The following is a 21,545-nucleotide window of genomic DNA, read 5'->3' as shown; positions in this document are numbered from 1 at the left end:
GAAGGACCACCGCATGCCGGGGTCCCCCGCGTACAAACGCACCGGCGCGCCACAGAGCGCGTGTGCCGGTGCCATACCGCTCATCCAGAGGGGCAGAGGGACACGGCCCGTTGAAGCCCCGGCAACCCTCCAGTCGGTTCTCGCGATCGCGCAGCAGCGCTCGTCAGCGAGGTCCCCGGCTAGGGAAGGTGCCAATTCCGTCTCATGGCGAAATGCGCCATGGGGAAGATGAGGAGAAAGGGCCTCGCCATCATGGCTGCACAGACTGTCGCCACCTCTGTCGATCTCGGACCTGCCACGGGCCTTTCCTGTCGCGAGTGCGGTACCCGCTTCGAGCTCGGTCCCATCTTCGCGTGCGCCGAGTGCTTCGGACCTCTGGAAGTCGCCTACGAGCTGCCCACCGGTGACCCGGAGGCCCTGCGCGCCGCGATCGAGGCCGGCCCGAACAACATCTGGCGCTACGCGCCGCTGCTGCCCGTCCCCGCGGACGTGGCGTCCAAGCCGAGCCTGAACCCGGGCTTCACCAAGCTCGTCGACGCGGCCAACCTGGCCAAGGAGCTGGGCGTCACCGGCAAGCTGTACGTCAAGGACGACTCCGGCAACCCGACGCACTCCTTCAAGGACCGTGTCGTGGCCATCGCCGTCGAGGCCGCCCGCGCCTTCGGCTTCACCACCCTGTCGTGCTCCTCGACCGGCAACCTGGCCGGCGCCGTCGGCGCCGCGGCGGCCCGGGCCGGCTTCCGCTCCTGCGTGTTCATCCCGCACGATCTGGAGCAGGGCAAGGTCGTCATGGCCGGTGTGTACGGCGGCGACCTGGTCGGCATCGAGGGCAACTACGACGACGTCAACCGCTTCTGCTCCGAGCTCATCGGCGACCCGCTGGGCGAGGGCTGGGGCTTCGTCAACGTCAACCTGCGCCCGTACTACGGCGAGGGCTCCAAGACCCTGGCGTACGAGATCTGCGAGCAGCTCGGCTGGCAGCTGCCCGACCAGATCGTCATCCCGATCGCGTCCGGCTCGCAGCTCACGAAGATCGACAAGGGCCTGCAGGAGCTCATCAGGCTCGGCCTCGTCGAGGACAAGCCGTACAAGATCTTCGGTGCCCAGGCCGAGGGCTGCTCCCCGGTGTCGACCGCCTTCAAGGCCGGCCACGACGTGGTCCGCCCGCAGAAGCCGAACACCATCGCCAAGTCCCTCGCGATCGGCAACCCGGCCGACGGGCCGTACGTCCTGGACATCGCGCGCCGCACCGGCGGTTTCGTGGAGGACGTCAACGACGAGCAGGTCGTCGAGGCCATCAAGATCCTCGCGCAGACCGAGGGCATCTTCGCCGAGACCGCGGGCGGTGTGACCGTCGGCGTGACGAAGAAGCTCATCGAGAACGGGCAGCTCGACCCGGCGCTGACCACCGTCGTCCTCAACACCGGCGACGGCCTCAAGACCCTGGAGGCGGTGGCCGCGGACAGCGGGCAGACCGCCACCATCCGCCCCAGCCTGGACGCGTTCCGCGCCGCCGGCCTGGCCTGACCTCCCTCCACGAACTACCGGAAAGGCAGTAGCGCCATGAGCGTCAACGTCCGCATCCCCACCATCCTGCGCACCTACACCGGCGGTCAGGCCGAGGTCCCGGCCGAGGGCGCGACCCTCGCCGAGGTCATCGAGTCCCTGGAGAAGAACCACCCGGGCATCGCCGCGCGCGTCCTGGACGACCAGGGCAAGCTCCGCCGCTTCGTGAACGTCTACGTCAACGACGACGACGTGCGCTTCGAGGGCGGGCTGGCGGCGGTGACGCCGGACGGCGCCGGCGTCTCGATCATCCCGGCCGTCGCGGGCGGCTGCTGACCCACCCGGTAAACCGAAATTACCCCCTCCGCTATAAGTGGAGGGGGTAATTCTGCTTGATTGGGCGGGGTAGAGTTGGGGAAGTCCCCTCCGCTGGACTTGCCCGCCGCATATGAACGGGTCGCGTGAGGGTCGACATCGGGTCAATGTGCAGGTGCGGTATGGGGCTTTGGCGAAATTTGCCAGGCCCGAGTTGCCCTGGAATATGCCAAATTTTCACTCTATTTCAATGTTTCTCGGTGTCCAGATTTCTCGTCGGATTGACCTGTTGCAGACAGCACTCGCGCAGATACATTCAGCCTCGGTCGAAGCGTTCCGACGCAAGTTCTGACCCGGGAACGCGAAGTGCGTTCCCGCGCAAGGGCCAGTAATAGGGGAGTTAGGCATGGCTCAGGGCACCGTCAAGTGGTTCAACGCGGAGAAGGGCTACGGCTTCATCGCGGTCGACGGTGGTGCGGATGTGTTCGTCCACTACAGCGCCATCCAGATGGACGGGTACCGCACCCTTGAAGAGGGTCAGCGGGTCGAGTTCGAGATCTCGCAGGGCCAGAAGGGTCCGCAGGCGGACATGGTCAAGCTCGCGCTCGGCTAGTCCCGGAGCATCGACCACCGACGCTCGGTCTTCCGTCGAAGACCCGGAAGACCTACGAGGGGCCCACATCCCGGACACGGGATGTGGGCCCCTCGCGTGTGCGCCGCCGTGTGCCTGCGTTCTCCCTGGAGCCGCTTGCGCCCACCCGTCACCCGACCGCCACCCCTCGTCGAGGCTTCTTCGAAGCCGCTTGCACTCTCGGGGGTCGAGTGCTAATCATTGGCGTTAGCACTCTACGAGTGAGAGTGCTACTGAAACGAGGACCGGGTCGGTGAGGCCCGCAGGGTCCGGTGGGAAGGAACCGCCGGGCACGCAGGCCGTCCGTCGCGGGCGCGGGCGCGGTCCTGGGAGCAATCCACCGCTGTCCGGGAGGACCACTTCAGATGGCCAAGATCATTGCGTTCGACGAGGAGGCCCGCCGCGGCCTCGAGCGTGGGATGAACCAGCTCGCCGACGCCGTCAAGGTCACCCTTGGCCCCAAGGGTCGCAACGTCGTCCTTGAGAAGAAGTGGGGCGCCCCCACGATCACCAACGATGGTGTCTCCATCGCCAAGGAGATCGAGCTCGAGGACCCGTACGAGAAGATCGGCGCCGAGCTGGTCAAGGAAGTCGCCAAGAAGACGGACGACGTCGCCGGCGACGGTACGACCACCGCCACGGTCCTGGCCCAGGCGCTCGTCCGCGAGGGCCTGCGCAACGTGGCCGCCGGTGCCAACCCGATGGCCCTCAAGCGTGGTATCGAGAAGGCCGTCGAGGCCGTCTCCGCCGCCCTGCTCGCCCAGGCCAAGGATGTCGAGACCAAGGAGCAGATCGCTTCGACGGCCTCCATCTCCGCCGCCGACACCCAGATCGGCGAGCTCATCGCCGAGGCCATGGACAAGGTCGGCAAGGAAGGCGTCATCACCGTCGAGGAGTCCCAGACCTTCGGTCTGGAGCTGGAGCTCACCGAGGGCATGCGCTTCGACAAGGGCTACATCTCGGCGTACTTCGCCACCGACATGGAGCGTATGGAGTCGGCCCTCGACGACCCGTACATCCTGATCGTCAACTCCAAGATCGGCTCGGTCAAGGACCTGCTGCCGCTCCTGGAGAAGGTCATGCAGTCCGGCAAGCCGCTGCTGATCATCGCCGAGGACGTCGAGGGCGAGGCCCTGTCGACCCTGGTCGTCAACAAGATCCGCGGCACCTTCAAGTCCGTCGCCGTCAAGGCCCCGGGCTTCGGCGACCGCCGCAAGGCCATGCTCGGTGACATCGCCATCCTCACGGGCGGCACGGTCATCTCCGAGGAGGTCGGCCTCAAGCTGGAGAACGCCGGTCTCGACCTGCTCGGCCGCGCCCGCAAGGTCGTCATCACCAAGGACGAGACCACCATCGTCGACGGTGCCGGTGACAGCGACCAGGTCGCCGGTCGCGTGAACCAGATCCGCGCCGAGATCGAGAACTCCGACTCGGACTACGACCGCGAGAAGCTCCAGGAGCGCCTCGCGAAGCTGGCCGGCGGCGTGGCCGTCATCAAGGCCGGTGCCGCGACCGAGGTCGAGCTCAAGGAGCGCAAGCACCGCATCGAGGACGCCGTTCGCAACGCGAAGGCGGCCGTCGAGGAGGGCATCGTCGCCGGTGGTGGCGTGGCCCTGCTGCAGGCCTCCGCGGTCTTCGAGAAGCTGGAGCTCGAGGGTGACGAGGCGACCGGCGCCAACGCCGTGAAGCTCGCCCTGGAGGCCCCGCTGAAGCAGATCGCCGTCAACGGTGGTCTCGAGGGCGGCGTCGTCGTCGAGAAGGTGCGCAACCTTCCGATCGGTCACGGCCTGAACGCCGCGTCCGGCGAGTACGTCGACATGATCGCCGAGGGCATCATCGACCCGGCGAAGGTCACGCGCTCCGCGCTGCAGAACGCCGCGTCGATCGCCGCGCTGTTCCTGACCACCGAGGCCGTCATCGCCGACAAGCCGGAGAAGGCCTCGGCCGCTCCGGGCGGCATGCCGGGCGGTGACATGGACTTCTGATCGGCCCGCTGGTCGATCGGCTGTTCTCGAACGAGGGCGGCACCCCGACGGGGGTGCCGCCCTCGGGCGTTCCGGGGCCGGGACGGTCAGAACGCGGTGTCGAGGGCGAAGTCGAACGGTGCGGGGATGCGCAGCGGCTCGCCGAAGGACACCGTCGTACGGGCGCGGTACCCGTGGGGCGACGGGTCGTGGAAACAGGTGATCTCCGAGTCCTGCATGTCGACCACCAGGTGGATCGGGACGAGGCGCGCTCCGCCTCCGGGAAACGGAAGAGGAACCCCGATCGGGCGGTGAAAACCGCTGGCCGCAGCGGGTGGGGGCGTGTGAACGTACGGCCATGGGGAACTCCGTCGCTCATCGCGTGCTGCGCACCGCCGATCCCGCCGAGGCGTACGCGAAGGCGCGCCATCCGTCCGTACCGCCTCCCCGGCGTGACGGGCAGGGATGAGGACGGGGTGGGGAGTTCTCGGGCCTATCCCGTGTTCCGGACCGATGACCTCGGGGAGGCCCATCGCAGGGCCCGGATGCTGTGCGGGCGGATGAGGCCCCTCGAACCGGAGATGTGGCTGTGCGCGCGGACGGAGACCGTCGCCGAGGCCCGCGGGATGGCGGCGCTGCTGCCGGCCGGCATGTTCGATCCGTCGGACTACTGGGCGGCCGCGGACACCTGGTACCTGGGTGCCGAACTGCCCCGTGACGACCGGGAGCTGGCAGCGGCGCTGCCGCTCACCGTCGACGCGTACGCGGCTCCCGGCCCGGTGGAAGCGGGGTTCCTGCGGGCGCTGCGCGGCGGGGCGGCCACGATGCTGTGGCGGGGAGCCTGGCCGGACGTCCCCGGGATACCGTCCTCGTCGGCCGACCCGACGAACCAGCGGGTGGAACTCGACCTCAACGAGGAGCATCCCGACGGGCGGCACACCGTCTACGTGCACTTCGCGGCCGCCGACGACGAGGGCGCCGCCCATCTCGCGGCCTTCATCGGCGGGGCGGTGCTCGGTCCCGTGCAGGTGGGCCGGTGAGAGAGGCGGGCGGGCACGGCCCGGCTGCCCGGGTCGGCATAGGCTGGGCGCATGGCTGACCTCTTCGTCAAGATCTGCGGGCTCAGGACCGCGCCGGACGTCGACGCCGCGGTGGCGGCCGGGGCCGATGCCGTCGGGTTCGTGTTCGCGCCCGGCAGCCCCCGTACGGTCGACGCCGCCGGCGCGCGCGAGCTGGCGGCCCGGGTGCCGGACACCGTGCTGACCGTCGGGGTCTTCCGCGGGCAGTCCGTCGAGGAGGTGCGCCGCCTCGCCGAGGAGAGCGGCGTGCGCGGTGTGCAGCTGCACGGCGAGGAGGGCCCCGAGGACTTCGCGGCGCTGCGCGCCGAGGGCCGCACCCTGCTGCGGGCCACCTCCGGGCGCGTGGAGCGCTGCGGTGACTACGGCGAGGACCTGCTGCTGCTCGACGCCCCCGACCCGGGCTCCGGCCGGCCGTGGAACTGGGGGTCGGCGGACTTCACCGCGCCCGAGGGCCGGTGGCTGCTGGCCGGCGGGCTCAACCCGGGCAACGTGCGCGAGGCGCTCGCGGCCACCGGGGCGTGGGGTGTGGACGTGTCCAGCGGTGTGGAGCGGGAGCGCGGGGTGAAGTCGCCGGACCTGATCCGCGCCTTCGTCGAGGCGGCCCGGGCCCGGACCTGATCCGCCGGACACCCCCTGGGTCGGTGCGCGGCCGCGGCAACACCGCAGGTGTTGCCGCCGTCGACGCCCTCGGCGGGCGGTGCATGGGATGCGGCGGACGGGGCACCCGGGCGGTGGAGGACGGTTCGTCGTTCAGGAGGTGGAAGCCGTGCGCCGTAGGAAGGTGCTGAACTCCTTTCCCGCCGGTGATCCTTACGGCAGTCGGCCGGCCGAGGAGTACGCGGCCAGGTGCCGCGAGCGGGGCCTGCGGGCGACCGTCGTGATGGACCTCGACCGGGACGCCTTCCTCGTCGTGGCCCTCGACGCGGACGCGCCGCAGCGGGCGGCGTGACGCCCTGCGTCAGGCGGCCGCGCGCCAGACCGTCATGTCGGCCCTGACCCAACTGGGCTGCTTCGACTGGCCCGGCGCCGACTTGATGCCGATGACGAACAGCGCGATGTCACCGGAGGGGTGCTTCATGCACACCTCGCTGCCGACCGCCAGGACGTGCAGCGTCAGCTTGTTCTGCCGGGCGAAGGCGAGCTTCTCGCGGCACGTTTCGAGGTTGCCGGTGCCCGCCTTCTCGGGCAGGGAGAAGACGACCGCGTCGCTCTTCATCGTGCAGCCGCTGGCCAGCCCGCACTCCATGCGGATGTCCCCCGAGCGGTCGCCGTCGTCGTGCTGGACGGGCTCCTTGATGCTGATCGAGTTGTTCTCGTTCAGCTCCAGCCCCGGGTACGGGACGGGCCTGGGCGGCTGGACCGCGCTCGGTGTCGGTGTCGGGGTGGGTGTGGGGGCTGACCCGGTCGTCGGCGTCGGGCCGGACGACCGGGCCGCGGCCGTCTCGCGTTCGGTCGCCCCGTCCGCCCCCTCCATGAGCTTCCAGCCCAGGCCCCCCAGCGTCAGCGCGGCCGTCACCGCCGCCACGGTGGCGACCCGGGCGGTCCGCCGCCGTCCGGGCTCGGCGGCGGCCGCTGCCGACGCGGCCGGCGTCGCGGACGACGCGGCCGCGGCTCCCGCCGGGGCGGCCGTCGCGTGCGCTTCCCCGCCGGGGGCCGCGTCCCCCGGCGGTGTGCCCTGCGGCGTCGTGCCGCCCGGGGGCGCGTCCTCCTGCGTCGTGCCCGACGCGGCGGGTCGTGCGACCGGAGTCGGTATCTCCTCCTCCAGGCCGGACACCTCCCGCCAGACGGCCGGTCCGCCGCCCGCGGCGGCCTCCTCGCCGAGGTACTCGAGGCACCACGCGAGGATCTCCGCCGGGGTGGCCCGCTCCTCCGGTTCGGTGGCCAGGCACAGCGCGAACAGCGGACGCAGCGGCTCGGGCAGTCGGGTCAGGTCGGGCTTGGAGTGCACGATCCGGAACAGCACGGTCATGGACGGCCCGTCCCCGTACAGCGGCTTGCCCAGCGCCGCGAACGCCGCGGTCTGACCCAGCGCGAAGACGTCGGTGGCCGGGGTGGTCTCGCCCGCCAGCCCCTGCTCGGGAGCCATGTACTGGGGCGTGCCGATGGTGTTGCCCGTGGCGGTGGCCGTCAGGCCGGAGGCCTGCGAGATGCCGAAGTCGATGACGCGGGGCCCGTCGGCGGCCAGCAGCACGTTCGACGGCTTCAGGTCGCGGTGGACGATGCCCGCGCCGTGGACGGCCACGAGGGCCTCGGCCACGCCGGCCACCAGCCACACCACCGCCGCGTCGGGCAGCGGCCCGCGCCGGGCGACGGCCTCCGACAGCGAGGGGCCGGGCACGTAGACGGTGGCCAGCCACGGCGGCGTCGCCTCCGCGTCGGCGTCGATCAGCTCGGCCGTGTACGCGCCCCGGACCCGCCGGGCGGCCTCCACCTCCCGGCGGAAGCGCCGCCGGAAGGTCGCGTCCTCGGCCAGTTCGGGATGCACCACCTTGATCGCGACGGGGCGGCCGCCCGGGGTGTGCGACAGGTACACGCGGCCCATGCCCCCGGACCCGAGCCGGGCGGCGAGGCGGTAGCCGCCCACGGTCCGTGGATCGTCAGCCCGCAGCGGCTGGAACACCTCGGTCGCGCTGTTCATCGGTCTCCCCCCGATCCCCCCGTGACCAACCGGTGAGTTGATCCACGTAACCCTAAGCGCCGGGCGGTGACGGGGTGCTGCCGGGGAGCGGGCGAGGCCGGGGCGGACCGGGCCGGGCGGCGCCGGTCAGCCGGCCGTCTCGAAGGAGGACACGCCGCCGTCCTCCTGGACGGACTCCACCCCCGGGATGACGTGCAGGGCCGCGACCTGGCCGGGGCTCAGTCGGGCGGAGAAGCCGTGCAGGGCGGTGCGGTAGACGTAGTCCGGGGAGGCCCCGACCATCCGGGCCACCGCCGCCGGATCGACGTCCTGGTGCACGGTGACGATGTACGGGGCTTCGTCGCCGACGGCCGCACGGGCCACGGGCGCGGCCACGGCGGCGGTGGCCGCGGCCGCGGCCGTGGCAGTGGCGACGGGGAGGGCGGTGGCGGCGGCCAGCGCGGCGGCGGCCGCGACCACGGGCAGGGCTCGGCCCGCTCGGCTCAGGAGGATGCGCATGGGGGGAGGCCATCACGCGCCGCGGTGCGGGTCAACGACGTCCGGGGGTGTGGCGGGCGCACGGGCGGCGCACCGGCCGTGCGCCCCCCGGGCCGGTGGCGGCCCGTACGGGTGATGTGGCGATCCAGCCGGGTCGGCCGCCGGCCGTGGGGGCTCCGGGTACGCCGGTGGGGGTCGGCCGCCGGCCGTGGGGTCCCGGGGTGCTCCGGTGACGGCGCGACGGGGTCCCCCCTCGTGCCGTCGCCGCGCCTGTCTCGGCGCCCCGGCCCGGCCAGGGGCGGCCGCTCGCCGCCGGCAGCTTTGACGACCTGCCCGCGCGGTCACCCGTACGGGTGGATCTTCCCGGATCTTTCCCGGCGGCCGGCCTTCCCGTGCGGCCCGCGTTCGCCCACGGAACCGCCGGAGGATGACCCTTTCTGCACCGTGCGCGCCGGGCCCTCCCGGGGCGAGTCCGGCGCTGGGCCAGGCGGAGGGCGGGCGGCTCAAGTCCTCCGAGGGGCGAGCCCGATGTACGGGAGGGCCGCGTCCCGGGCGTCGTCCGCCCGGTGGAAGCGGCTCCCCCCACGTCGATCCACACGCACTTCAGGGAGTTCTCTCGATGCGTCTGCTCGCCGCACGCCTGACCACGGCCGCCGTGCTCACGTTGACTTCCGTGGCGGCCGGTACGGCCTCCGCCGCCGGACCGGAGCCGACCCCGGCGCCGCTGATCACCTCCACGAACGCCATCGCCGGCAGCTACATCGTCACCCTCGCCAAGTCCGTCGATCCCGCGAAGGTCGCGGAGTCCGTGGGGGTGACGGCGAAGTTCACGTACGAGACGGCGCTGAACGGCTTCGCCGCACCCCTCACCGACAAGCAGCTGAAGATGGTGCGGCACACCCGCGGCGTGCTGTCCGTGGCGCAGGACGGGCAGGTGACCGGGCCGCCGGCGCCGCCGAGCGGCATCACCACCAAGGCGCCGTCGAACTCCTGGGGCCTGGACCGCATCGACCAGAGGTTCCTGCCGCTCGACAACCAGTTCAGCCCCAACACCAACGGCCAGGGCGTGACCGCGTACATCCTCGACAGTGGGATCGACTACCGCCACCCGGAGTTCGGCGGCCGGGCGCGTCCCGGCTTCGACGCCATCGGGGACGGCCGCAACGGCCAGGACTGCCACGGCCACGGCACGCACGTCGCGGGCACGGTCGGCGGCACGAGCGTCGGCGTGGCGCACAAGGTGAACCTCGTCAGCGTCCGCGTCCTCGGATGCGACAACAGGGGTTCCTGGTCGGGGATCATCGCGGGCCTGGACTGGGTGGCCGCGCACGCCCAGCAGCCGGCCGTCCTGAACGGCTCCCTGGGCGGGGACCGCTTCGAGCCGGTCAACACTGCCACCGCCGCTCTGTTCGACCGGGGCGTCCTGCCGATCGTCGCGGCCGGCAACGACAACCGGGACGCCCGCTTCGTCTCACCGGCCTCCACCCCCAACGCGGTGACGGTCGGCGCCACCAACCGCTTCGACCAGGAGACCGACTTCTCCAACTGGGGCGAGCTCCTCGACCTCTACGCCCCCGGCCAGGACATCATCTCCGCGCGGATCGGCGGCGGCACGGTGTCCCTGAACGGCACCTCCATGGCCGCCCCGCACGTCACCGGCGTGGCTGCCCTCTACAAGGCCGCGCACCCCAACGCCAGTCCGGCCGAGGTGGCGAACTTCCTGAAGAACGAGGCCACCGAGGACGTCATCCAGAACCTCAGCGACAACGGCCCCGACAAGCTGCTGTTCACCAACGGCCTCTGACCCGGCACCGTCCAGGGCGCGCGGCGACCGCCGCGCGCCCTTGCTCGCTTTCTGTGGCCCTGGGGTCGGGTCACAGGCTGGTGACGAACGCCTTCCAGGCGAACCCGCGGAAGGTGAGGTGAGGGCCGTCCGGCACCTTCGAGTCCCGGACGGGCACGAGGTCGGGGTGCCCGTCCGCGACCTCGACGCAGTCGCCGCCGTCCCCACCGCTGTAGGTGGACTTGCGCCAGGTGGCCATCTCCAGGCAGTTGCCGCCGTCCCCGGCGCTGTAGCTCGATTTGTGCCAGGTGGCCGCTGCGAGGTCGTACTCAGGCGTGCTCATCATGGTCGTAATCCTCCGCCACGGACTCGATCAGGGCCAGTGATTCCCGGGGTGGTAGCGAGCTGGCCGTCAGCAGATCGTAGGTCAGCGTGCGCTGGTTGACGGTGGCTGGATCGTCCAGCAGCAGTCCCGTCTCCAGGCCTTCGACGTAGACCAGAGGTGGCGCGTCATCGAAGGCCATCAGCCTGAGTGGGCCGCCCAGGACGGGATGCGCCCCGGCCGTGAAGGGGATTACCTGGAGGATGATCCGGTGTGACCGCGCCAGGGCCGCGAGATGACGGAGCGCGTCCGCCATCACCTGTCGGCTGCCGACCTCACGGCGAAGAACTGCCTCGTCAAGGACGGTCCACAACAGTGGGGTTGTTGGATCCTCCAGTAGGGCGGCGCGAGCCATTCGGTTCGTGACCAGCTCGTCGATGGTCCCTTCGGTGGCCGTTGGCTGGTACGCCCGGAAGACGGCGCGCGCGTACGGTTCGGTCTGGAGCAGCCCCGGGATGATCAGGGGCGCGTACTCGCGGATGGCCTTAGCAAGAGCCTCCGCTTCGGCCGCGGCGGCGAAGTGGTCGGGGTATTTGGACTTGGCCGCCGCGCCGCAGTTGCGGGCGAAGAAGCCGTTCGCGTCGAGGATGTCGTCGATCTGGCGGGCGAATTCGATGTGCATCCGCCGGGTGCCCGCTTCGAGTTGGCCGATGAACGAGCCGCTCACGAAAAGCGGTTCGCCCAACTCGGCCTGGCTCATCCCCGCCCGCTCGCGCGCCACGCGCAGTTCGGCGCCGAGCAGGGCGCGGGGTGAGGAGGAGGGATCGAGGTTCTTACCTGCCATGGCAACTCCCGGGCCAACAGGTGGGGTTGTTCTCGGTGCTTCCTTGAAAGGCTAGCCAGCCCGTCGCCACGCTGTGTGCAGAACGAGACCACTCAGCGTAGAAAGGCGCAGTACATGGTGCTCACGCCCACGGAACGGATCCAGGCGGCCGAAGAGGCCGTACGGGAACTGAAGGAGGCCCTCGACGGGGTCGGCGTCGTCTTTCCCTCCCTGGGCGTGGAACGGGTCTCGGCGGCCGGTACGTACGGGCTGCCGCTGGTCGACCTGGGCCGCTGCAACCTGGACACCGCGCTCCGGCTGGCCGCCGTGCTCCACGAGCGGGCCCACCCGTGAGCGAATGCGACCGGGACGGGGAGCGGGCTCGGTGCGAGGCCGCCCTGGAGGGCTTCTTCGAGGTGGCGCAGAGCTGGGAGTTCGAGCTGGCCTGGAAGCTGTGCTGGCTGGAGAAGGACTTCGCCGACGCCGGGTGGAGGGGCGGGCCGCCGGACCCCTCGCCGCCGGGACGGCAGCGGTTCACGCCGGCCCAGGGCGGTGAGGGCGATCCGCGCCACGACGCGGTCCGGGACGAGTGCGGGCTGCTGACGTCCGGGCCGCACGCCGAAAGCCGGGGCGACCGGGGCGCACCGTACTCGGTGGAGAACCTGGCCCGCCTTCTGCGGGCGGCCGGCGGAGCCGACGGTGCCGGAGCCTGAGGGGCCGCAGGACGACCCACCGCCCCGCCGCTGACCTGCGGCGGCGCTTCGTGGAGCTGATGGACGAGGGGGTCTACGACGACCTGCGCGACCCGGAGGTGACGCGGGGTGCGTGGCGGTGACCACCTGGGTCGCAGGCGGAAGCCTGGTGCTCAGTCCGCGACGAAGGGGGCCTACCCGACCGGGACCTCGCTCACTTCGAGGTCCGAGAAGAGCAGGGTCGGATCGTGCGCGTCGGTCTCGATGTGCACCTCGTGGAAGTCGATGCCGACGGCCTTCGACCAGCGGCGGGCGGCCTCCGACCCGGGGCGGAGTTCGGCCCCGTACATCTCGTGGTACTTCGCCCCCACACATAGCCGCCGAGGTCGGGATCGGCGGTTTCGCGGTCGAGGATCGGGCCCTGGGGGCGTCCCATACGTAGATGACGACCTCGTAGTCGCGCATGTAGGTGGTGTACCCGTGGTGCACGACCAGGTGCTCGACGGTCTCGTTCAGAGTCTGTTGGAGTGCTGCGGTGTCCATGCGGTCCTTCTACGGGGTGGCGTCGGTGCGCAGGCGGGCGTGGAGGTGTTCGTCGTGCCAGCCGTCCGCGTGGAGGAGGGCGCCGCGCATGGTGCCCTCCAGGGGGAAGCCGGCCTTCGTCGCGACCGCGCAGGAGGCCGGGTTGGCCACGGAGTGGGTGATGCGCACGCGGTGCAGGCCCAGGTCGTCGAAGGCCCAGCGGGCCAGCCGGTCGGCGGCCTTCACCGTGACGCCGGTGCCGCGTCCGGCGGGCAGCAGCCAGTAGAGGATCTCGCCGCTGCCGCCCGCCAGGTCGATGTCGGCCAGGCCGATCAGGCCGACGGCCCTGCCGCCTTCGGGGGCGATCGCCCAGGTCCCGGCCTTCTCCGCCTGCCAGCGTTCGTGCCAGCGGGCGATCCGGGCCCCGGCCCCGGCCAGGTCCAGCCGGCTCGGCCGGTTCCAGTGCCGGATGTCCGGGTCGGCGTGGGCCGCGACGAGCGTGGGGGCGTCGTACGGGGTCCAGGGGCGCAGCAGCATCCCGCCGGAGAGGGCCAGCTCCGGTTGGGCGAGTTCACGCATCCGGCCGGCCGGGACCACGGGAGGTATGGAGTCGATCATGGCCCCGATCATTCCCGCTGCCTCGCGGAAGCGCAGCCACAGGTACTGGGCGTCGGCGGACAGCCTCGCGCAGGGCGCACCCCGCCCGCCGGCGGCTATGTCAGGGCCGGAGCCTTCGCCGGGTCGGCGGGGCCCGGGGAGGCCGGACCCGGGCCCGACCTCCCCGGGCCCGGGTCAGGGTCGGTGTTGAGGTCGGTCAGCATCCGGCCGGTGAAGCCGAAGAAGTAGGTCGCGGCGAAGCCCACGAGGTAGCCGGTGAGCAGGCCGCCCGCGTAGATCGCGACGGTGACGCCCGGGCCGGAGGTGCCGTCCAGCAGCGGGAAGAGGGCCCAGCCGGAGGGGCCGATGGCGGTGGAGCCGAAGGCGGTGCCCAGTTGGTTGAAGAGGCCGACGAAGGCGCCGCCGGCCGCGCCGCCGACGCAGGCGGTGACGAACGGGCGGCCGAGGGGCAGGGAGACGCCGTAGATCAGTGGCTCGCCGATGCCGAGGAAGCCCGCGGGCAGGGCCGACTTGATGGTGGCGCGCAGCGAGACGTTGCGCGGGAGCCGGCAGTGCACGGCGATGGCCGCGCCGACCTGGCCCGCGCCCGCCATGGCGAGGATGGGCAGCAGGACGGTGTGGCCGGACTGCTCGATGAGCGTGGTGTGGATGGGGATGAGGGCCTGGTGCAGGCCGAGCATCACCAGCGGGAGGAAGAGGCCGCCCAGGACCAGGCCGGCGAACGCGCCGCCGGTGGAGAGCAGCCGGTCGGCGAAGGCGCCGATGGCGGCGGAGGCCTCACCGGCGAGGAACATCAGGCCGAAGAGGGTCACCAGGCCGGAGATCAGGACCGTCAGGGTGGGCGTGACCAGGACGTCCAGGGTCTCCGGGACCAGGCGCCGACAGTGCTTCTCGACGTACACGGCGAGGAGGGCGGCGGCGAGTGCGCCCAGGACGCCGCCCTGGCCGGGCTTGAGCTCCGTGCCGAAGGCGGTGATCTTCGCGACGCCCGGGAAGACGATGATCGCGGCGACCGCGCCGCCAAGGATCGGGGTGCCGCCGAACTCCTTGGCGGTGTTGTATCCGACGAAGACCGCGATCAGCGACATGAAGCCGGACGCGATGGCGGTGAGTGCGGGGACGACGGCGGGCAGCCAACCCAGGTTCGTGAGGAGGCCGTTCAGGCCCGCGATGATCCCGCAGCCGATGAGGGCCGGGATCAGCGGCACGAAGATGTTCGCGATCCGGCGCAGCATCAGTTTGAAGGGGGTGGCGTTGCGTGCCTTCTGGGCCTGCTTCAGGGCCGCCCCCTGGGCGGCCAGTTCGTCGGCGGTGACCGGGTGGGCGGCGACCGGGTGGCCGGGGGCGGGGGCCGGGGCCGGGGCGGCCGTCGAGTGGGCCTCCTCGACGAGCGCCTCGAACTCCGGGGTGACGCGGGCGACGGCGCCCGGGCCGAGCACGATCTGGTACGTGTCGTCCTCCACCACGCCGAGGACCGCCGGGAGGGCTCGCAGGTCCGTGTCCTGGACGAGTGAACGGTCGCGCAGCGAGAGCCGCAGCCGGGTCATGCAGTGCGCGATCGAGGTGACGTTGTCCGGGCCGCCGACCAGGGGGAGGATCGCGGCGGCCGTGGCGCGGTTCTTGTCGGTGCCGTTGTTTTTGTCGGTGGAGCGAGTGGGTTCGGTGGGCCGAGTGGGCTCGGTGGGCTCTTTGGGCTCAGTGGACATGTGGTGGTCGCCTTGCCGTAGGGGGTGGGGTCAGCGGGTCCGGGCGTGGGCGAGGGCCTCGCGGAGGTGGCCCCTGGAGGCGGCGAGGAGTTCGGCGGCGGCCTGCCCGTCGACCTCCCCGAGGACGACGAGGATGGCGTTCTTGACCTCGCCGCCGGTGGCGGTCAGCGCGGCCTCGATCTCCTCGTCGGGGGCACCGGTGGCCAGGGCCACGATGCGGCGGGCGCGGGCCCGCAGCTTCTCGTTGGAGGACCGCATGTCGACCATGAGGTTCCCGTAGGTCTTGCCCAGACGGATCATGGTGATCGTCGAGATGAGGTTGAGGACGAGCTTTTGCGCGGTGCCGGCCTTCAGGCGGGTGGAACCGGTGAGCAGTTCGGGGCCGACGACGACCTCGATGCCGTGGTCGGCCGCGGCGGCGAGCGCGGAGCCGGCGTTGCAGGACAGGCCGACGGTGAGCGCGCCGCGGGCGCGGGCGGCCTCGACGGCGCCGATGGCGTACGGGGTCCGGCCGGAGGCGGAGATGCCGACGACGGTGTCGTCCGGGCCGATGCGCAGCGCGGCCAGGTCCTCGGCGGCCAGCTGCGGGGAGTCCTCGGCGCCCTCGACGGCCCTGACCATGGCGGAGGGGCCGCCCGCGATCAGTCCGACGACGTCGGCCGGGTCGGTGTTGAAGGTGGGCGGGCACTCGCTGGCGTCCAGGACGCCCATCCGGCCGGCCGTGCCGGCACCGGCGTAGACGAGGCGGCCGCCGCGGGCCATCCGCTCGGCGATCGCGTCGACGGCGGCGGCGATCTGCGGCAGCCGGGCGGCGACGGCGGCCGGGACGGTGGCGTCCTCGGCGTTCATGGTGCGGGCGATGTCGAGGGTGGACAGCCGGTCGATCTCGGCGAGTTCGGGACGGAAGGCCTCCGTGGTCAGCGTCTCCAGCTGGGCGCGGAGTTCGGCGTACGCGGTCATGGCGGGAGCCTCCGGCGGTTCGGGGTTCGGGGTTCGGGGGTCGGGGTTCGGGGGTTCGGCGGTGGGGGCGGGGCGCCGGCCGGGCGACCGGCTCGGGCCCGGACCCGCCTGCCGACGCGGGCCCGCCCGGTCCCGCCGGCGCGGCGGCATCCGTGCCGCTCCGCGGCGCGTGCGTCCGGGGGAGCGGCCCGCCGCGCGGCACGGCGCCGACCGCTGCACCGCGAGGCGGGGCCGACGGCTGCCCCGGGACGCCGCGGGCCGGCCCCTGGGACGGCCGACGCCGAGTCCCGGCGGTGCGGAGCGGTGCCGAGCCCGGCGGACCTGCCTGGGCGGGCGGACCGTAACGAACCCGGTTCCGGCCCCGCGGCGGGCTGCCGCAGGACCCAGGGGCCATGCGGACCGGCCGGCGAGCTGCGGTGCCGGGCCGCGGGCGGGCGGGAGGCCGGGGGCTCGGGCTCGGTCGGGGCGTGCGGGCTCGGGGGAAGGTTCGGCCTGGGCAGGTGTCTGCGCGGCGTGCGTGCAGGCTCGTGGGGCGGATGGGGGCGTCGCAGGGCGCGACCGCGCGCCTGGGGACAGGGCGGCGAGGTGCGGTGGCGGGCCGCAGGCGGGTGAGGCCACGGGCTCGGGCCCGGCTGGGGTCGGTCGTGCGGGCGGGATGCCGCGGATTCGGGCCCGGCCGATGGGCGCGGCCGGGGTGGCGGCGGCTTCGGGACGGGCTCGCCGGGGGTGGGGCACGGCGCGGGCCGGATCCTCGCCGCGGCGTCGGCCGTGGTCACGGGCCGACCGGGCGGAGGTCTCTCTCGACTCCCTCGTCACGCTCGAAAGCTATTTTCAGGCGGGGTGCCGGTCAATCCGCCATTGGGCCCACGCCAGGCGCGCCTTCTTCACCGGCACCCGGCAGGTCCACAATGGCCCCATGGACCATACGACCCCCCTGGAACAGGCGCTGCACGTCGCCCGCGCACTCGTGCTCGCCGATCTCGCCGCCGGTGAGGTCGCCGATGCCGATGTCGTCTCCCTCGTCGAGGACTCGGTCACGCACCGCCGGTGGTGGGTGGAGCAGTGGCCGGAGGGGGCCGACTACCTTCCGGGGCTCGTCGCCCAGGACGTACAGGACTCGCTGCTGGAGAAGTACGGGCGCTGGCCGCTGTGCCCGGTCTGCACCCACGGCGACCCGCACGCGCTGGACGTCGAGCCGGAACTGGGACCCGACCCGCACTGGGTGTGCTCGGAGGCGGGCGTGAGAGTGGCCGCGGTCGGCGGCCTCGGCCCCGTGCTCGGCGTACGGTGAGCCGCCGATGACCGTCTACATCGACCCGCCGACCTGGCCGGGCCACGGCCGTATGTGGTCCCACCTGGTCAGCGACGTCTCGTACGAGGAACTGCACGCTTTCGCGGCCGGAATCGGCTGTCCGCCGCGGGCCTTCGAGCGGGACCACTACGACGTGCCCTCGCACCGCTACGCCGACGCGGTCGGCGCGGGCGCCGTGGAGATCGGCAGCAAGGAACTCGTCCGGCGCCTCACCGCGGCCGGCCTGCGCCGCCCGAAGGGCCGCCCGGCTGCCTAGTGCTGTGACCGGCAAGGTTCACCGGGTCGCGACGCCCGGCACGGCACCTCGCCGCGTTGTCGGACCGCGCACGTACGTCCAGTACGCGCCGCGGCCCTCCGCCTTGCGATGCACCGCACCGGACGCCGCGCCCCGGCAAACCTTTCCGGCCACAGCACTAGCCCGCCCCGGCGGCCGGGCTGCCGGGCAGGACCGGGCTCCCCGGGCCGCCCAGGGGTGTGTCAGCCGGCGCCGACCGTGACGCGCCGGGTCGGGTCGGTGGTGTCGGTGACCGCGTAGCGCGCCGTGATGGTCGCCGTCGTGACCGAGGTGGCGCAGAAGAAGGAACCCGTGATCTTCACCGGGATCGGCGCGCGGTCGAGGACCAGGGCGGATCGCTCCCGTTCGCCCCAGGTGCCATCGGCGGTGGCCTGCACCGCGGTCGCCGCACCCGACAAACCGCCCGCGGGGACGGACAGCCGGGCCGTGCTGGGCGACCCGTGCTGGAGCAGTACCTGTCAGGGGCCGGCCTGCTCGTCGGTCTCGACGGAGACCCGCAGACCGGGCGCGTCGGTCGTGCAGCCCTTGAAGACCGGCGGGCTGATACGGACGCTCGCCGGTCCGGCGGTACTGGGACGGTCGGGGAGGGTGTTGGGCCTAGGTTCTGTCTCCTTGGTCAGCACCGGCTGTGATGCCGGCCCCGGGCAGCCGGACCAGCCGAGAGATGGTCGATCATTGGGCACCCTGCATCGTTCCATCAGTTTGAGGGGCCATGACCGACTACTTGCGGGCCGTCATCGACATGATCGGCCCCTCCGATGACCGCTGTGCCGACGCTGTCGCCTGGCTGCGGCTGGAGAGTGAGCTGGGGCGGTCGCTGCCTGCGGACTACAAATCGATCGCCGATATGTACGGGGCCTGCCAGATAAACCACCACCTCTACTTGGACCGCCCCACGGATGGCTGGCGGGATCTCGGCACGTGGATGCGGCGTACATCCCAGCTGTGGTCACAGGAGGAGGTAGTGAGGCAGGGAGTGGAACCTCATCTCGACCCCCGGGTCATCTGCGGCCTTCCGACCATCACCTTCGGCACAGCCCAGGGCCTCATTCCTCTCGCCGGCACCGACCAGGGACACCTCATCTTCTTGGCGCCGCAGGTCCACGAGGTCCCAGACGGGATCGCCGTTCTGAACAGGGAACTCGAGTGGACCGGCTACGCCCTGCCCTTCGCCGAATGGCTGTACCGCTACCTGACCGGTGAGGAGATGTGCGGCTGGAACAGCGCGGTCTTCTATCCCGGCCCTGTACATCGCGAACACCTCCCCACGGGACCAGGACAGCAGACGCGTGTCGTCCACGGTCCACCGCGAGGTATGTAGGACTTGGCCCTCGCTTCATGCTCCCGAAGACTTCGGAATGACTCGTCTCTAGCTGCTCGGGGCGGGCTTCGGGGTCGGGGCCGAGGGCGTCGACGGCGCGGACGGGGTGGTCGGCGCGGACGGTTGCGGGACCGCGTTGGGCTGGGCCGCCTCCGGGAGCGCCCAGACGTGCTCCGGGGTCACGATCTCGGTGACCTTGCTGGCGATGAGGGTGCTCAGGCTGCCGAACTTCCCGTCGGCGTCGGAGTTCACGACGATCACCATCGTGGCCCGGTCCTGCGGGAGCCGGACGGCGACGGTCTCGTAGCCGGGCAGCTCGCCGTTGTGGCCGATCCAGCCGGCGATGGCGGATATGCCGAGCCCGTAGCCCACGCCGGGGTGCCCGGTGGGCAGCATGCGCAGCCGCTGGGCCTGGGTGCCCGGTTCCAGCAGTCGGTCGCCGTCGGGCAGCCGCCCGCTGACCAGGGTCGGGACCCAGGAGTGCAGGTCGTCGATGGTGGAGATCATCGCGCCTGCCGACCAGGCCCAGGACGGGTTCCACTGGGAGGCGTCGACGGTCGCGCCGTCCGGGGTGAAGTTCGTGTAGCCGTGCACGAACGGGCTGGTGATCTCCGCGCCGGTCGGCAGCGAGGTCGCGTCCAGGCCGACCGGTTCGAAGACCTCCTGTTCCAGGTAGGCGTGCAGGGGCCGGCCGCTGATCTTCTCGACGAGCAGGCCGAGCAGGACGGTGTTGGTGTTGGAGTACTCCCAGCGCGCGCCCGGCGCGAAGTCGGCGGGGTGCCGGAAGGCGATGTCCAGCAGCTGCTGCGGGGTCCAGGCGCGGTACGGGTCGGCCTTGAAGGCCGCCAGCCAGCGCGAGTCCTCGGTGTAGTTGTAGAGGCCGCTGCGCATCTCGGCGAGTTGCCGGACGGTGATCTTCTCGCCGCCCGGTACCCCGTCGAGGTACGTCGAGATCGGCGCGTCGAGCCGCACCTTGCCGTCGTCGACGAGCTGGAGGACGCCGGTGATGGTGAAGGTCTTGGTGACGCTGCCGATGCGGGTGTGCATGTCCGTCTTGATGGGGGCGCCGGTGGTCTTGTCGGAGGTGCCGAATGCGCGTACGTAGGCCTCGTCGCCGTCGATCCACAGGCCGACGCCCACACCGGGGATGTCGGCCTCGCGCATGGCCGCGGTGATCGCGTCGTCGAGCTTCTCGGCGACCACCGGGTCGATGCCGACCCGGCCCGGCGGGGCGGCGGCGGGGGCCTGGCCGGCGCACAGAGCGGTCAGCAGCAGGGAGGCGGCGGCCAGGACGGTGGGCGTGCGGAACCGGCCCATGCGGGATCACCTCTGAGGCACGTCCCCGAGCGTTCACCGGATCCCCGAGCCGACCTTCCCATCGTAGGAAGGCGGGTCGGTGGCGGCGACCGGGACCGGAGCCCGTGCGCCGGGACGCCGGTGGCGGGGACGGTCCCAGGACCACAAGACACGAGAGGAAAGGACCCCGCCAAACCCCACCCCTCCCGCCCGCGGCGCGCACTCACTCGCTTGAGTGAAAAAGGCCAACTTGACTGGCTTCGGGGCGGGTTGCCTGATCTACGCTCAGCGCGACCGAGCACATCACCGCTGACATGCGTCGGCCCCCGCCGGGAGTTGCGATCCCAGTGCGGGGGCCTGACCACCGAGGAAGCGAACCCTTCCCGATGGATACCCAGAACACTAGCGTGCGCCCGCACGCCCAGCCCCGTAACGGCGAGGAAAACCACCCTTCCCGGGGCACCCGTGCGAACAACCGCTCCGGCGGCGTCATCCACGACAACTCCCGCCACACCAGCCGTTTCACGGTGATCGGCAACCACCTCGCCCAGCATGCCGAGCTGTCGCTGCTGGCCATCGGCCTGGCGGTGCACATCCAGTCCCTGCCCGGTGGTGCGCTCATCGACATCAGGACCCTCGCGGCCCGGTTCCCCGAGGGGAAGACGCGGATCGCGGCGGCCCTGCGCGAACTGGAGACCCACGGCTATCTGCGCCGTACCTGCGAACGCACCAGCAGCGGCCGGGTCGTCACCCGTACGGTCTCCTGCAACCAGCCGGGCCGGTCCGGCGCCGCGGACGGGCCCGCGCCGAAGCCGAAGGCCCGCCGCCCCACCCGCCGGGAGGGCGAGCCGCCGCGCCGCGCCCTCCCGGCAGTGCCGCAGCCCGCGTACCCGGCCCCCGACCTCCTGCGGTCCGCCGTCGAGGTCCTCGCCGGCCTGCGCCGCGGGGACCCGCGCCTGCTGCTCTCCGCCACGGACGTCGAGCACCTCGCCCCCGGAGTCGCGGCCTGGCTGGAGCGCGACCTGCCGGCGAGCGCCGTGCACCACGCCCTGACGAGCGACCTGCCGGCGCAGCCCCTGCGCCGTCCGGCCGCCCTCCTGGCCCACCGCCTCGCCGCCGAGCTGCCGCCGGTGCCGCCGTTCAGCGCCCCGGCAGCAGCGCCGGACGCCGTCAGGCATCCGCTGCAGAACTGCGACGTCTGCGACCACGCCTTCCGCGCCGCCGAACCCGGCCGCTGCCGCGGCTGCTCGTCCGAACCGCCCGGGGCTCACCCGTCCGGATGATT

Annotated in this window: 24 protein-coding genes, 1 pseudogene and 1 riboswitch; of the genes and pseudogenes, 14 read left to right on the top strand and 11 right to left on the bottom strand. The window is 72.2% G+C overall.

All coding sequences use genetic code 11. From position 1 onward, the window contains the following. Nucleotides 1-77 precede the first annotated feature (77 nt). Nucleotides 78-235: riboswitch (SAM riboswitch) on the top strand. A gap of 17 nt (nucleotides 236-252) precedes the next feature. The 4 genes from thrC (at nucleotide 253) to groL (ending at nucleotide 4,437) form a co-directional block, all read left to right on the top strand. Then, complete coding sequence (gene thrC, locus AVW11_RS16620) at nucleotides 253-1,527, top strand: threonine synthase (protein WP_060180076.1); 1,275 nt, start codon at nucleotides 253-255, stop codon at nucleotides 1,525-1,527. A 36-nt stretch (nucleotides 1,528-1,563) separates the two neighbouring features. Continuing rightward, nucleotides 1,564-1,842 carry a MoaD/ThiS family protein gene (locus AVW11_RS16615; RefSeq protein WP_030854668.1) on the top strand — a complete coding sequence of 93 codons (279 nt, stop codon included), beginning with the start codon at nucleotides 1,564-1,566 and terminating at the stop codon, nucleotides 1,840-1,842. A 385-nt stretch (nucleotides 1,843-2,227) separates the two neighbouring features. Further along, nucleotides 2,228-2,434 carry a cold-shock protein gene (locus AVW11_RS16610; RefSeq protein ID WP_030009783.1) on the top strand — a complete coding sequence of 69 codons (207 nt, stop codon included), beginning with the start codon at nucleotides 2,228-2,230 and terminating at the stop codon, nucleotides 2,432-2,434. A gap of 383 nt (nucleotides 2,435-2,817) precedes the next feature. Further along, entirely contained in the window at nucleotides 2,818-4,437 is a 1,620-nt protein-coding gene (gene groL / locus AVW11_RS16605) for a chaperonin GroEL (RefSeq protein WP_030854666.1), read from the top strand. A gap of 86 nt (nucleotides 4,438-4,523) precedes the next feature. Here the strand turns inward: groL and AVW11_RS36595 are convergent, their stop codons facing one another. Continuing rightward, entirely contained in the window at nucleotides 4,524-4,664 is a 141-nt protein-coding gene (locus tag AVW11_RS36595; protein WP_206281905.1) for a hypothetical protein, read from the bottom strand. A gap of 312 nt (nucleotides 4,665-4,976) precedes the next feature. Here AVW11_RS36595 and AVW11_RS16600 point away from each other — a divergent pair, with 312 nt between their 5' ends. The 3 genes from AVW11_RS16600 (at nucleotide 4,977) to AVW11_RS16590 (ending at nucleotide 6,444) form a co-directional block, all read left to right on the top strand. Continuing rightward, a complete protein-coding gene (locus tag AVW11_RS16600) occupies nucleotides 4,977-5,456 on the top strand; it encodes a hypothetical protein (protein ID WP_078094547.1) in 480 nt (159 codons plus the stop codon). Between the two features lie 51 nt (nucleotides 5,457-5,507). Continuing rightward, on the top strand, nucleotides 5,508-6,113 hold the full coding sequence (locus AVW11_RS16595; protein WP_060180074.1) for a phosphoribosylanthranilate isomerase: 606 nt from the start codon (nucleotides 5,508-5,510) through the stop codon (nucleotides 6,111-6,113). Between the two features lie 88 nt (nucleotides 6,114-6,201). Continuing rightward, on the top strand, nucleotides 6,202-6,444 hold the full coding sequence (locus AVW11_RS16590; protein ID WP_413081471.1) for a hypothetical protein: 243 nt from the start codon (nucleotides 6,202-6,204) through the stop codon (nucleotides 6,442-6,444). 9 nt (nucleotides 6,445-6,453) lie between these two features. Here the strand turns inward: AVW11_RS16590 and AVW11_RS16585 are convergent, their stop codons facing one another. Next, complete coding sequence (locus tag AVW11_RS16585) at nucleotides 6,454-8,133, bottom strand: serine/threonine-protein kinase (RefSeq protein ID WP_076044430.1); 1,680 nt, start codon at nucleotides 8,131-8,133, stop codon at nucleotides 6,454-6,456. A gap of 126 nt (nucleotides 8,134-8,259) precedes the next feature. Beyond that, a complete protein-coding gene (locus tag AVW11_RS16580; RefSeq protein WP_076044428.1) occupies nucleotides 8,260-8,631 on the bottom strand; it encodes a protease inhibitor I9 family protein in 372 nt (123 codons plus the stop codon). A gap of 598 nt (nucleotides 8,632-9,229) precedes the next feature. Between AVW11_RS16580 and AVW11_RS16575 the strand changes: the two genes are divergently transcribed. Continuing rightward, on the top strand, nucleotides 9,230-10,414 hold the full coding sequence (locus AVW11_RS16575; RefSeq protein WP_060180070.1) for a S8 family peptidase: 1,185 nt from the start codon (nucleotides 9,230-9,232) through the stop codon (nucleotides 10,412-10,414). A 70-nt stretch (nucleotides 10,415-10,484) separates the two neighbouring features. On the opposite strand, the gene AVW11_RS16570 is transcribed toward AVW11_RS16575, so the two are convergent. Then, on the bottom strand, nucleotides 10,485-10,739 hold the full coding sequence (locus tag AVW11_RS16570) for a DUF397 domain-containing protein (protein WP_060180069.1): 255 nt from the start codon (nucleotides 10,737-10,739) through the stop codon (nucleotides 10,485-10,487). After that, nucleotides 10,723-11,559: a helix-turn-helix domain-containing protein gene (locus AVW11_RS16565; RefSeq protein WP_060180068.1), complete on the bottom strand. Its 837-nt coding sequence runs from the start codon at nucleotides 11,557-11,559 to the stop codon at nucleotides 10,723-10,725. The genes AVW11_RS16570 and AVW11_RS16565 overlap by 17 nt, the downstream gene beginning before the upstream one ends. Nucleotides 11,560-11,673: 114 nt before the next feature. Between AVW11_RS16565 and AVW11_RS16560 the strand changes: the two genes are divergently transcribed. Both AVW11_RS16560 and AVW11_RS16555 read left to right on the top strand, forming a co-directional pair. Next, entirely contained in the window at nucleotides 11,674-11,892 is a 219-nt protein-coding gene (locus AVW11_RS16560) for a hypothetical protein (protein ID WP_030854634.1), read from the top strand. Further along, complete coding sequence (locus AVW11_RS16555; RefSeq protein ID WP_076044426.1) at nucleotides 11,889-12,251, top strand: hypothetical protein; 363 nt, start codon at nucleotides 11,889-11,891, stop codon at nucleotides 12,249-12,251. Before AVW11_RS16560 ends, AVW11_RS16555 begins: the two co-directional genes overlap by 4 nt. Before the next feature lie 173 nt (nucleotides 12,252-12,424). On the opposite strand, the pseudogene AVW11_RS39270 reads toward AVW11_RS16555, so the two are convergent. The 4 genes and pseudogenes from AVW11_RS39270 to murQ all read right to left on the bottom strand — a co-directional run bounded on the left by AVW11_RS39270 (nucleotide 12,425) and on the right by murQ (nucleotide 16,036). Then, nucleotides 12,425-12,773, bottom strand: a pseudogene (locus AVW11_RS39270) (YxiG-like protein). A 9-nt stretch (nucleotides 12,774-12,782) separates the two neighbouring features. Next, nucleotides 12,783-13,370: a GNAT family N-acetyltransferase gene (locus tag AVW11_RS16545; RefSeq protein ID WP_076044444.1), complete on the bottom strand. Its 588-nt coding sequence runs from the start codon at nucleotides 13,368-13,370 to the stop codon at nucleotides 12,783-12,785. 95 nt (nucleotides 13,371-13,465) lie between these two features. Next, a complete protein-coding gene (locus AVW11_RS16540; RefSeq protein WP_079250647.1) occupies nucleotides 13,466-15,076 on the bottom strand; it encodes a PTS transporter subunit EIIC in 1,611 nt (536 codons plus the stop codon). A gap of 30 nt (nucleotides 15,077-15,106) precedes the next feature. Further along, on the bottom strand, nucleotides 15,107-16,036 hold the full coding sequence (murQ, locus tag AVW11_RS16535; RefSeq protein ID WP_076044424.1) for an N-acetylmuramic acid 6-phosphate etherase: 930 nt from the start codon (nucleotides 16,034-16,036) through the stop codon (nucleotides 15,107-15,109). A gap of 916 nt (nucleotides 16,037-16,952) precedes the next feature. On the opposite strand from murQ, the gene AVW11_RS16530 reads away from it, so the two are divergent. Together AVW11_RS16530 and AVW11_RS16525 are read left to right on the top strand one after the other, a co-directional pair. Next, nucleotides 16,953-17,327, top strand: coding sequence for a hypothetical protein (locus tag AVW11_RS16530; RefSeq protein ID WP_030850974.1), 375 nt, complete (start codon nucleotides 16,953-16,955; stop codon nucleotides 17,325-17,327). Between the two features lie 7 nt (nucleotides 17,328-17,334). Then, nucleotides 17,335-17,604 carry a DUF4031 domain-containing protein gene (locus tag AVW11_RS16525; RefSeq protein ID WP_030850977.1) on the top strand — a complete coding sequence of 90 codons (270 nt, stop codon included), beginning with the start codon at nucleotides 17,335-17,337 and terminating at the stop codon, nucleotides 17,602-17,604. A 221-nt stretch (nucleotides 17,605-17,825) separates the two neighbouring features. Here the strand turns inward: AVW11_RS16525 and AVW11_RS16520 are convergent, their stop codons facing one another. Beyond that, complete coding sequence (locus tag AVW11_RS16520; protein WP_076044422.1) at nucleotides 17,826-18,020, bottom strand: hypothetical protein; 195 nt, start codon at nucleotides 18,018-18,020, stop codon at nucleotides 17,826-17,828. Between the two features lie 335 nt (nucleotides 18,021-18,355). On the opposite strand from AVW11_RS16520, the gene AVW11_RS16515 reads away from it, so the two are divergent. Next, a complete protein-coding gene (locus AVW11_RS16515) occupies nucleotides 18,356-18,964 on the top strand; it encodes an SMI1/KNR4 family protein (RefSeq protein WP_030850983.1) in 609 nt (202 codons plus the stop codon). Between the two features lie 48 nt (nucleotides 18,965-19,012). Here AVW11_RS16515 and AVW11_RS16510 read toward each other — a convergent pair whose 3' ends face one another. After that, nucleotides 19,013-20,281, bottom strand: coding sequence for a serine hydrolase domain-containing protein (locus AVW11_RS16510; protein ID WP_076044420.1), 1,269 nt, complete (start codon nucleotides 20,279-20,281; stop codon nucleotides 19,013-19,015). 365 nt (nucleotides 20,282-20,646) lie between these two features. Here AVW11_RS16510 and AVW11_RS16505 point away from each other — a divergent pair, with 365 nt between their 5' ends. Beyond that, the gene (locus AVW11_RS16505; RefSeq protein ID WP_206281904.1) at nucleotides 20,647-21,543 is read left to right on the top strand and encodes a helix-turn-helix domain-containing protein; all 897 of its coding nucleotides are present in this window, start codon (nucleotides 20,647-20,649) and stop codon (nucleotides 21,541-21,543) included. Nucleotides 21,544-21,545: the final 2 nt, after the last annotated feature.

The sequence above is a fragment of the Streptomyces amritsarensis genome (genome assembly GCF_001953875.1).
GTDB lineage: Bacteria > Actinomycetota > Actinomycetes > Streptomycetales > Streptomycetaceae > Streptomyces > Streptomyces amritsarensis.
This window is presented reverse-complemented; position numbering and strand designations above follow the sequence as displayed.

What these genes read in the sequence shown, in the direction of transcription:
- thrC (WP_060180076.1), top strand. Translation starts at nt 253, where the DNA reads ATGGCTGCACAGACTGTCGCCACCTCTGTCGATCTCGGACCTGCCACG.
- AVW11_RS16615 (WP_030854668.1), top strand. Translation starts at nt 1,564, where the DNA reads ATGAGCGTCAACGTCCGCATCCCCACCATCCTGCGCACCTACACCGGC.
- AVW11_RS16610 (WP_030009783.1), top strand. Translation starts at nt 2,228, where the DNA reads ATGGCTCAGGGCACCGTCAAGTGGTTCAACGCGGAGAAGGGCTACGGC.
- groL (WP_030854666.1), top strand. Translation starts at nt 2,818, where the DNA reads ATGGCCAAGATCATTGCGTTCGACGAGGAGGCCCGCCGCGGCCTCGAG.
- AVW11_RS16600 (WP_078094547.1), top strand. Translation starts at nt 4,977, where the DNA reads ATGAGGCCCCTCGAACCGGAGATGTGGCTGTGCGCGCGGACGGAGACC.
- AVW11_RS16595 (WP_060180074.1), top strand. Translation starts at nt 5,508, where the DNA reads ATGGCTGACCTCTTCGTCAAGATCTGCGGGCTCAGGACCGCGCCGGAC.
- AVW11_RS16590 (WP_413081471.1), top strand. Translation starts at nt 6,202, where the DNA reads ATGCGGCGGACGGGGCACCCGGGCGGTGGAGGACGGTTCGTCGTTCAG.
- AVW11_RS16585 (WP_076044430.1), bottom strand. Translation starts at nt 8,133, where the DNA reads ATGAACAGCGCGACCGAGGTGTTCCAGCCGCTGCGGGCTGACGATCCA.
- AVW11_RS16580 (WP_076044428.1), bottom strand. Translation starts at nt 8,631, where the DNA reads ATGCGCATCCTCCTGAGCCGAGCGGGCCGAGCCCTGCCCGTGGTCGCG.
- AVW11_RS16575 (WP_060180070.1), top strand. Translation starts at nt 9,230, where the DNA reads ATGCGTCTGCTCGCCGCACGCCTGACCACGGCCGCCGTGCTCACGTTG.
- AVW11_RS16570 (WP_060180069.1), bottom strand. Translation starts at nt 10,739, where the DNA reads ATGATGAGCACGCCTGAGTACGACCTCGCAGCGGCCACCTGGCACAAA.
- AVW11_RS16565 (WP_060180068.1), bottom strand. Translation starts at nt 11,559, where the DNA reads ATGGCAGGTAAGAACCTCGATCCCTCCTCCTCACCCCGCGCCCTGCTC.
- AVW11_RS16560 (WP_030854634.1), top strand. Translation starts at nt 11,674, where the DNA reads ATGGTGCTCACGCCCACGGAACGGATCCAGGCGGCCGAAGAGGCCGTA.
- AVW11_RS16545 (WP_076044444.1), bottom strand. Translation starts at nt 13,370, where the DNA reads ATGATCGACTCCATACCTCCCGTGGTCCCGGCCGGCCGGATGCGTGAA.
- AVW11_RS16540 (WP_079250647.1), bottom strand. Translation starts at nt 15,076, where the DNA reads ATGTCCACTGAGCCCAAAGAGCCCACCGAGCCCACTCGGCCCACCGAA.
- murQ (WP_076044424.1), bottom strand. Translation starts at nt 16,036, where the DNA reads ATGACCGCGTACGCCGAACTCCGCGCCCAGCTGGAGACGCTGACCACG.
- AVW11_RS16530 (WP_030850974.1), top strand. Translation starts at nt 16,953, where the DNA reads ATGGACCATACGACCCCCCTGGAACAGGCGCTGCACGTCGCCCGCGCA.
- AVW11_RS16525 (WP_030850977.1), top strand. Translation starts at nt 17,335, where the DNA reads ATGACCGTCTACATCGACCCGCCGACCTGGCCGGGCCACGGCCGTATG.
- AVW11_RS16515 (WP_030850983.1), top strand. Translation starts at nt 18,356, where the DNA reads ATGACCGACTACTTGCGGGCCGTCATCGACATGATCGGCCCCTCCGAT.
- AVW11_RS16510 (WP_076044420.1), bottom strand. Translation starts at nt 20,281, where the DNA reads ATGGGCCGGTTCCGCACGCCCACCGTCCTGGCCGCCGCCTCCCTGCTG.
- AVW11_RS16505 (WP_206281904.1), top strand. Translation starts at nt 20,647, where the DNA reads ATGGATACCCAGAACACTAGCGTGCGCCCGCACGCCCAGCCCCGTAAC.